This window comes from Protofrankia sp. CiP1_Cm_nod2, assembly GCF_920664355.1.
In the GTDB taxonomy this organism is placed as follows: domain Bacteria; phylum Actinomycetota; class Actinomycetes; order Frankiales; family Frankiaceae; genus Protofrankia.
In genome coordinates, this window is sequence record NZ_CAKKTL010000212.1 from 1 (window position 1) to 8176 (window position 8176).

5 protein-coding genes and 1 riboswitch are annotated in these 8176 nt (G+C 72.9%); of the genes, 4 read left to right on the plus strand and 1 reads right to left on the minus strand.

Annotated features, from left to right (window positions below; translation table 11 throughout):
- The 4 genes from NBW84_RS19275 to NBW84_RS19290 form a co-directional block, all read left to right on the plus strand.
- Positions 1 to 4585, plus strand: a 4585-nt coding sequence (locus NBW84_RS19275; protein WP_250286139.1) for an acyltransferase domain-containing protein, incomplete at its 5' end; no start/stop codon positions are given.
- On the plus strand, positions 4582 to 5070 hold the full coding sequence (locus tag NBW84_RS19280) for a phosphopantetheine-binding protein (protein WP_445548295.1): 489 nt from the start codon (positions 4582 to 4584) through the stop codon (positions 5068 to 5070). The genes NBW84_RS19275 and NBW84_RS19280, both read left to right, overlap by 4 nt.
- A gap of 2 nt (positions 5071 to 5072) precedes the next feature.
- Positions 5073 to 6008 carry an alpha/beta fold hydrolase gene (locus NBW84_RS19285; RefSeq protein WP_250286140.1) on the plus strand — a complete coding sequence of 312 codons (936 nt, stop codon included), beginning with the start codon at positions 5073 to 5075 and terminating at the stop codon, positions 6006 to 6008.
- Complete coding sequence (locus NBW84_RS19290; protein ID WP_250286141.1) at positions 6005 to 7387, plus strand: glycosyltransferase; 1383 nt, start codon at positions 6005 to 6007, stop codon at positions 7385 to 7387. The genes NBW84_RS19285 and NBW84_RS19290 overlap by 4 nt, the downstream gene beginning before the upstream one ends.
- Positions 7388 to 7654: 267 nt before the next feature.
- Here NBW84_RS19290 and NBW84_RS24530 read toward each other — a convergent pair whose 3' ends face one another.
- The gene (locus NBW84_RS24530) at positions 7655 to 7789 is read right to left on the minus strand and encodes a hypothetical protein (RefSeq protein ID WP_445548296.1); all 135 of its coding nucleotides are present in this window, start codon (positions 7787 to 7789) and stop codon (positions 7655 to 7657) included.
- A gap of 198 nt (positions 7790 to 7987) precedes the next feature.
- Positions 7988 to 8112, plus strand: a riboswitch (TPP riboswitch).
- Positions 8113 to 8176: the final 64 nt, after the last annotated feature.

Below are 8176 nucleotides of genomic sequence, written 5' to 3' on the forward strand. Positions count from 1 at the left end.
GAACGCGTTCGGCTTCGGCGGGATCAACGCGCACGTGGTCGTCGAGGAGGCGCCGTCACCGTCGAACGCGCCGTCGCTGGCCTTCCCGGCCACGATCCCGGTGCCGGTCCCGGTCATGCTCCCGGTCCCGGCACCGCTCCCCCCGCCAGGCCCGGCCGCGTTCATGCCGCCGGCCGCGTTCATGGCGGCGGCCGCCCCCGCGGGCACGGGCCTGCTCCCGGCCACCATCCCGCTTCCGGTCCTGGTCCCGGCAGTGGCCACGGCAGTGGCCACTGCCACCGGGCCGTCCAGCCGCCCGGACGCGCGGCCTGGCGGCGAGCGGGTGCTGCTGTTCGCCGGCTCGAGCCCGGCGGAGATCGCCCGCGCGCTCGCCATCCCCGACCAGGACCTGCTGGCGCGGGACGACAGCGGCGCCCCACCCGAGGGCGGGCCGGTCCGGCTCGCGATCGTCGCGCCGGACCGGCGCCGGCTGGCGCTCGCCCGCACGGTTGTCGAGCGCGGCCGGCCCTGGCGTGGCCGCAACGACCTGTGGTTCACCGGTTCACCGCTGCTCGGCGCCACCACCACGCCGGACCGGACGGCATTCCTGTTCTGCGGCCTGGAGGACAACTTCCACCCTCGGGTGGACGACGTCAGCGCGCACTTCGCGCTCACCCGCCCGCGGTACGTCCACCCCGGGAGCCCCGGCCCGGCCGGCCCCAGCCCGGCCGGCGTCGGGACGAGCGGCGTCGGGACGAGCGGCGTCGGGACGGGCGGCGGGGGCGAGGCGCTCGGGGAGCACGGTGTCGCCAGCGTCGAGGTGGGCCGCATACTCGATGCGGCGCTGCGCCGGCTGGAGATCTTCCCCGACCTCGTCGGCGGCCACAGCATCGGCGAGTGGAACGCCATGATCTCCGCTGGGATGATCGACGCCGAGGACGTGGACAGGTTCATCGCCTCGTTCGAGCCGTACTCCCTGGAGGTGCCGGGGGTGGCCTTCGGCGCGCTCGGGTGCGGCGCGGACACGGCCGCCGCCACCATCGCGGACCTCCCGGACGTCGTGGTCTCGCACGACAACTGCCCGCATCAGTCGATCATCTGCGGGGAGGAGCGCAGCGTCGAGAGCGCCCTGCAACGGCTGCGGGGCCAGGGCGTGCTGGGCCGGATCCTGCCGTTCCGCTCCGGTTTCCACTCCCCGTTCCTCTCCCCGTTCCTGGCGAAGGTCCGGGCCGACGTGGCCAGCATCCCGATCCGTACGCCGACGGTGCCGGTGTGGTCGGCGACGACGGTCGCGCCCTACCCCGACGACCAGAACGGGATCCGGGAGCTGGCGGTGCGCCATCTGCTGGAGCCGGTCCGGTTCCGCCAGCTCGTCGAGCGGCTGTACGCCGAGGGCGTGCGGGTCTTCGTCCAGGTCGGGGTGGGCAGCATCGCCGGCTTCGTCCAGGACACGCTGCCGGGCCGGGAGCACCTGACGGTCGTCACGAACACCCCGAAACGCTCAGGCATGGACCAGCTGCGACGGGTGGTCGCCGCGTTCTGGGTCGAGGGCGCCGCGCCCCGGATGGACCGGCTGTCGGCCACGAACCCGTCGGCCACGATTCCGCTCCCGATCCCCGGGCCTCAGCGGCCGTCACCGTCGCCATCGCCGCTGTCCCCGCCATCCCCGTTGCGGTCGTTGTCACCGTCGGCCACTTGTGACGGTCCGGAAGAAGCGGTCGACGACGGGCAGCGGCCGCCCCAGCGGACGCACCACGGCCAGCCGATGCTGCTCAACCTGGGTGCCCCCCTGGTCCGCCTCGGTGAGCGGGCCGCATCGCTGCTGCCCACGGCATCCTTCCCGGAGCCAGCCCTGATCCCGGCCTCATACCGGGAGCAGGCCTCATACCGGGAGCAGGACCCGGAATACCCGGAGCGGGATTCGGACGCGGCTCCGAAGCCGGACAGGGAGCTGCTCCCGTCCCCGGATCCGTCCCTGGATCCGGCGTCGAACCCGAACCCGGCTCCGAACCAGAATCAGGACCCGAATCCGGAGCTGCCTCCTGCCTCGGATTCGCCCCTGGTAACGGACCTGAGCTCGGTCCCGGAACCAGTCCTCGCTCCGGACGCGGACTCGCCCCTGGCCGCGGATTCGGCCCTGATCACGGATTCGGCCCTGATCATGGACTCGGCCCTGGTCACGGACTCGGCCCTGGTCACGGACTCGGCCCTGGCCGCGGATTCGGCCCTGATCACGGATTCGGCCCTGGCCGCGGAGCCGACTCCGCCTTCGGAACCGGCCCTGCGCTCGAATGCGGCCCTACTCCCGGATCCGGGGCCGGATCCACTCTCGGCGTCGGCTCCGGTGGAGCCGGAGCGGGAACCGTCGGCTGCCGGGCTGCCCGCCCGTCCGGCCCCTCCCGCGACGGCCCGCGAGCGCCGGCCGCTGACAGCGCGGGAAAGACGGGACCGGGCTGTCAGCGCGCATCCAGCCGGTGGACACGCTGTCACCGGCCATCCGGTGCTCGCCGAGTTCGACGCGCTGGTCACCGAGACCAACGCGATGATCTCAGCCGTGCTGGCACGATGGACAGCCACCGCGTCCGCCGCTGGCGCTGCCGCGTCCGCTGTCAGGAGCGGCGCGTCCGGTGCCAGTGCGCGGGTGGCGGCCGTCGTCCAGAAGCCATCCGCCGGCCTGGTCGCCGGCGCCCGTACCGGGCATGGCGGACATCCGTCTGTGCCGTCTGTGCCGTCTGTGCCGTCTGTGCCGACCGGGTCGTCGGCCGGGGCGGCGGGGCCGGCGGTAGCGCCGGGCGGGCGGGACGTCCGGCGGACGCGGCGCACGCTGTCGATCGAGACGATGCCGTACATCATCGATCACTGTTTCTACCGGCAGCCGCCGGGGTGGCCGCACCTCGCCGACAGGTTCCCGGTGATCCCGATGACCACCGTGCTGGAGATGATGATCGGCCAGGCGCGGGCGGCCGTGCCCGGCCGTGTCGTCGTCGGCGTCACCGACGTCCGGGCCCTGCGCTGGCTGGCGATCGAGCCGGCGGTCGAGGTGACCATCACCACGACCGTCCTGCCGGCCGCGGCCGGGCAGGGCCCGCCGGGAGCGGGCACGAGCGCGGTGCGGGTGAGCATCGACGGGTACGCGCACGGCACGGTCATCCTCGCCGACGCCTTCCCGCCGGGGCCGGCGCCGTCGGCGGAGCCCCTGCCCGAGCCGTGTGACGACACGCTGGTGGACGGGCCGTCGATCTACCGTGCCGGACGGCTGTTCCACGGCCCCGGCTACCAGGGGCTGGTCACGGCCGGGCCGGTCTCCCCCGGGGGCGTCCAGGGGGAGCTCGTCGTGACGAGCGCGCCCGGTGCGCTGCTCGACGCCGCGGGCCAGCTGTTCGGCTACTGGCCGCGGGAGCATCTCGCCGCGGACTGGCTGCTGCTGCCCTCGGCCCTGCGCGGCGTGCGCTTCTTCGGCCCGCACCCGGCCGTGGGGGAGCGGCTGACCTGCACGGTGTGGATACGGGATGTCCGGGACAGCGCCATCACCGCCGATCTGGAGCTACGCGCCGCGGACGGCACGGTGTGGGCGCGTGTCGAGGGCTGGACCGACCGCCGGTTCTCCCAGGACGAGCTGATGTGGGCGATGCTGCTGCGGCCGGCGCGCAACGCCGTCGCCGAACGGGCCGCCGGCGGCTGGGTGCTCGCCCGGGAGCACTGGGCGGACACCGCCTCCCGCGAGCTCGTCACGCGCTACCACCTCGACACCGACGAGCGCGCCGTCCTGGCGGCGAAGCATCCCAGGGCCGCGCGGGAGTGGCTGCTCGGACGGATCGCCGTGAAGGACGCCGTCCGCCACTGGCTGTGGGACAACGGCGCCACCGACGTGTGGGGCATCGAGATCGGCGTGTCGGACGAGGGCTCCGGACGCCCGGTGATCGACCGGCTGCCGGTACGTGACGGCGTGCCGGCCACACCCCCGCGGGCCGCCGTGGCGCACACGGCGTTCCTCGCGGTGGCGGTCGTGCATCCCGATGGCGCGGTTGGCATCGACATCGAACGGGTGACGCCGCTTACGCCAGGGACAGCGGCAGCGGCGGAGACAGCGGCAGCGGCAGCGGCGGAGGCAGCGGCAGGGGCGGAGACAGCGGCAGCGGCGGGGACGGGGACGGAGGCGCTCACGGACGCCGAGCGTGCACTGCTCGCCGAGCTGGGCGGAGCCGACGCCGGCCTGCGGGCCCTGTGGCTGGCCAGGTTCCGGGCCGCCAGGCAGGCCGCGGCCAGGGCCGACGACACCGGCCAGGCGAGCCGGCCACGACGGTTCGTCGTCGAGGGGATCACGCCTGGCCATCTCCGGCTGCGGACGGACGACCAGGAGCCGCCGCGCGCCCGCTGGGTCGCGCACCAGTCGATCAACGCGCTCGGCGAGCCCCTGGACGACCACGGCCATCCGTTGGGCGGCCGCCGTCCCGCCGCGGGCGACGCCGCTGGTCGTCACTCCGTCGACGGCCCTGCCGTTGATCGTTACTCCGTCGACGGCTCTGCTGTTGATCGTTACGTTGTGGCGTGGACCTCGCCCGAGGTCGAACAGGCGGCACGGGAGAACGAAGGAGCGCGGACATGACGGCCAAGCCTCTGACAACCGGACATCCGACGACCGGCGGCCCTGCCGCATCCGGCCCTGCCGCATCCGGCCCCGCCATATCCGGCCCCGCCATATCCGGCGAAGCGGGGCCGGGCACCGAGCGGGCCGCGGTCGAGGAGCGGATCCTGCGTGACGTCGTGGCGATGCTGCACGACGTCATCGGCGACGAGTACGTGATCGATCGCGAGATCGGCCTGTCGACGTCGTTCGACACCGACCTGGAGCTGGAGAGCATCGAGTTCGTCGCCCTCGCCGACCGGATGCGCCAGCGTTACGGCGACACGGTCGACTTCGTCGGCTTCCTCGCGGACCGGACCGTCGACGAAGTGATCAACATGCGGGTCGGCGAGGTCGTCTCCTTCATCGCCGACTGCCTGACGTCACCCCAGCCAGCCCAGCCGTCCCAGTCACCCCAGTCATCCCAGTCGGCCCAGCCGGCCCAGTCGTCCCGGTCCTGGGCGTAGCGATGGCCGAGGTCCTCGCCAACGGCGTCCGCCTGCACGTCCAGCGGCTGTCGCCCAGGGGCGGCCCGGGGCCCGGGGCGCCGGTCGTCGTCATGGTGCACGGCATGGTCATGGACAACATGTCCAGCCTCTACTTCTCGCTCGGGACCAGCCTCGCCCACGCCGGCGCCGACGTGATCTGCTACGACCTGCGCGGCCACGGCCGCAGCGAACGGACACCGGACGGCTACGCCCTGGCGGACGCCATGGCGGACCTGTCGGGGCTGCTCGACGCGCTCGGCGTCGACCGTCCCGTCCACCTGGTGGGCAACAGCTACGGGGCGACGATGGCCCTGTCCTACGCCCTGGAACACCCCGGGCGGGTGGCGAGCCTCACCCTGATCGAACCGCCTTTCCTCGTCGAGGGCCTTGGCGCGCGGATGGCCCGGTCGCTGGCGCAGGTGTCGGCCGGGCTCGACGACGCCGAGGTCGAGCGGTGGCTGGAGCGCTCCGCCGGGCGGGCGGTCAGCCGGATCGCCCGCGGCGCCCAGGCCCTGCTGCGGGAGACCTCGATCGCCACGGACATGCTCGCCACCGAGCCGTTCTCCCCGCGGCGGCTGGCCCGCCTGGACGTCCCCGTGCTGGCGGTCTACGGGGCGAACTCCGACATCGCAGACCACGCCGGAGGGCTCGCCCGGCTCGTCCCGGACTGCACCCTGATCGTCCTGGCGCACCACACCCACGCGGTACTGCGGGAGGCCACCGACTACCTGCGCATCCTGCTCAGATGGTGGCTGTTCGAGCCCGGCAGCCCGCCGCCGGCCCACCCCGGCACCGCCGGGCAGCGGTTCGAGACCCCCGACTGGGTGACCCGGATGGTCCCGCCCCCGGATCTCAACCGTCCCGCCAGCGCCTCCGCCGGCCCGGGGGAGAGCGTCGGTACCGGGGTGGCGGGGTGAGCCGTTTCCTGTTCGTCGTCCCGCCGCTGGCCGGGCATGTCAACCCGGCGGTCGGGATCGCCGCCGAACTGGCCGGCCGCGGTCACGAGGTCGCCGTCGCGGGCCACCCGGAGGTGGTCGGGCCGCTGCTGGCCCCCGGGCTCGCCCTGCTGCCACTCGCCGGGGCGTTCACCGGCCCCGCCCGGGCCGCCGTCGAGGAGAAGTCCAGGCGGCTGCGGGGCGCGGCGGCCCTGAAGTTCCTCTGGGAGGACTTCCTCATCCCACTGGCCGCGTCGATGGTCGACGAGGTCGACGCGAAGGTCGACCGGTTCGCCCCGGACCTGCTGGTCGTCGACCAGCAGGCGGTCGGGGCCGCGCTCGTCGCCCGCCGCCGGGGCCTGCCGTGGGCGACCCTTGCCGCCACGCCCGCCGAACTGGACGATCCGTACGAGCTCCTGCCCGGGGCCGGACGCTGGGTCCGTGACACGTTACGTGACTTCCAGCGCTCCCAGGGTGTGTCCGAGGACGAGGCGTGCGCTGGCGACCTGCGCTTTTCCGAGTACCTGACCCTGGTGTGCTCGGTACCCCGGATGCTGCGCACGGGCGGCTTTCCCGGCCACTACGGTTTCGTCGGCATACCGCTCGGCCGGCGGCCGGCGGCGGCCTTCCCGTGGGAATGGCTGGATGCCGAGCGTGAACATGTGCTGGTCTCGCTGGGGACGGTGACCCGCGAGGCCGGCGACCGGTTCCTGCGGGTCGCGGTCGACGCGCTCCGGCCGCTCGGGCACCGGCTGCAGGCGATAGTCGTGGCGCCGCCCGGCATCCTCGGCCACTCCGGGCCGAATCCCGCGCCCGGTGCCGCCGCTGTGGCCGACGGCGCTGTGGCCGACGGCGCTGTGGCCGACGGCGCTGTGGCCGACGCTGTTCCAGTCGATGCCGTTCCGGCCGACGTTGTTCCGGCCGATGCCGTCTCAGCCGATGCCGTCTCGGCTCACGGCGTTTCGACCGGCCGCGTTCTTGCCGGCGTTTCCCCCGGCAGCGGTGCTGAGGAACACATTCTTGTGCTGCCGCACGTCCCGCAGCTCGATCTCATGCCGCGGCTGTCCGCGGTGGTGTCGCACGGCGGGAACAACACGGTGTGCGAGGCGCTGGCGCACGGTGTCCCGCTGGTCGTGGCGCCGGTCCGGGACGACCAGCCCGTCATCGGGGAGCAGGTCGTGCGCACCGGCGCGGGCCTGCGGGTCAGGTTCGGCCGGGTGAGCGCGCCCGCGCTGCGCGAGTCGATCGTCTCGGTGCTGGACGAGCCGTCCTTCCGTACCGCCGCGCGGCGGCTGCGCGACGACTTCGCCGCCGCCGGGGGCGCCGTCGCCGCCGCGGACCGGCTGCTCGCGATGACCTGACCGTCGGCCCGGTGCCGACGCCGTCCGGCGAACCGCATCCGGCGAACCGCACCCGGAACAAAGAATTCGGAACACGGCCGCCGGGCGACGCTTTTCATGTTCCTTCAACAAGCTTTCTTCCGCACTCTTTAGGTATTTCCTAAAATTGGCGGACGAGTTTCATCTGATGAACTCCAGGCCGGCCGGCCAGCAAAATTCTCCCTCGTTTTTCCGGGAAATTCAGACGATATTTCTTCCGAAATTTTCTGATAGCTGGCGGATGATCGATCAGGTGGTTGTCGTGGCGTCCGGACGGGTGCCGCCCGCATTATCCGTGGTGGGTGGTTCGTCGTAGCACCAGTCGTGGACGAGCCCGCTGACGAAGATTCCGAGGAAGAGGGCCAGCAGTGGCAGCAGAATCATTCATGCTCCCAGGGGGTGGAGAAGTGAGGGGGCGTTCCCGGTGACCGGGCGGACACTGTCCCAGCCTGATTACCCGCTCCCGGGAGCATCTCACCTGGCGCTCGTCCGCGGTGACGCTGTGACACGATCTGCCGGTTGTGGGGGGGTGTTCCATCGATTGGGTGGCGGCAGGGTGCCGATTGGGCGTAGCGTCGCACCCAATGTCAACGCGGGAGCTTCCAACGCAGGAGGCTGAGAGGGCGGCTGGGTTCCACCCACAGTGCCGCCGACCGCCAGAACCTGTCCGGATAATGCCGGCGTAGGGAGGCTGTCACATGGTGCTGCCTGTCGACCGATCGGTCTCCGTGTCCGCGCCCGTCAACGACGGAACACCCGTCAACGACGGAA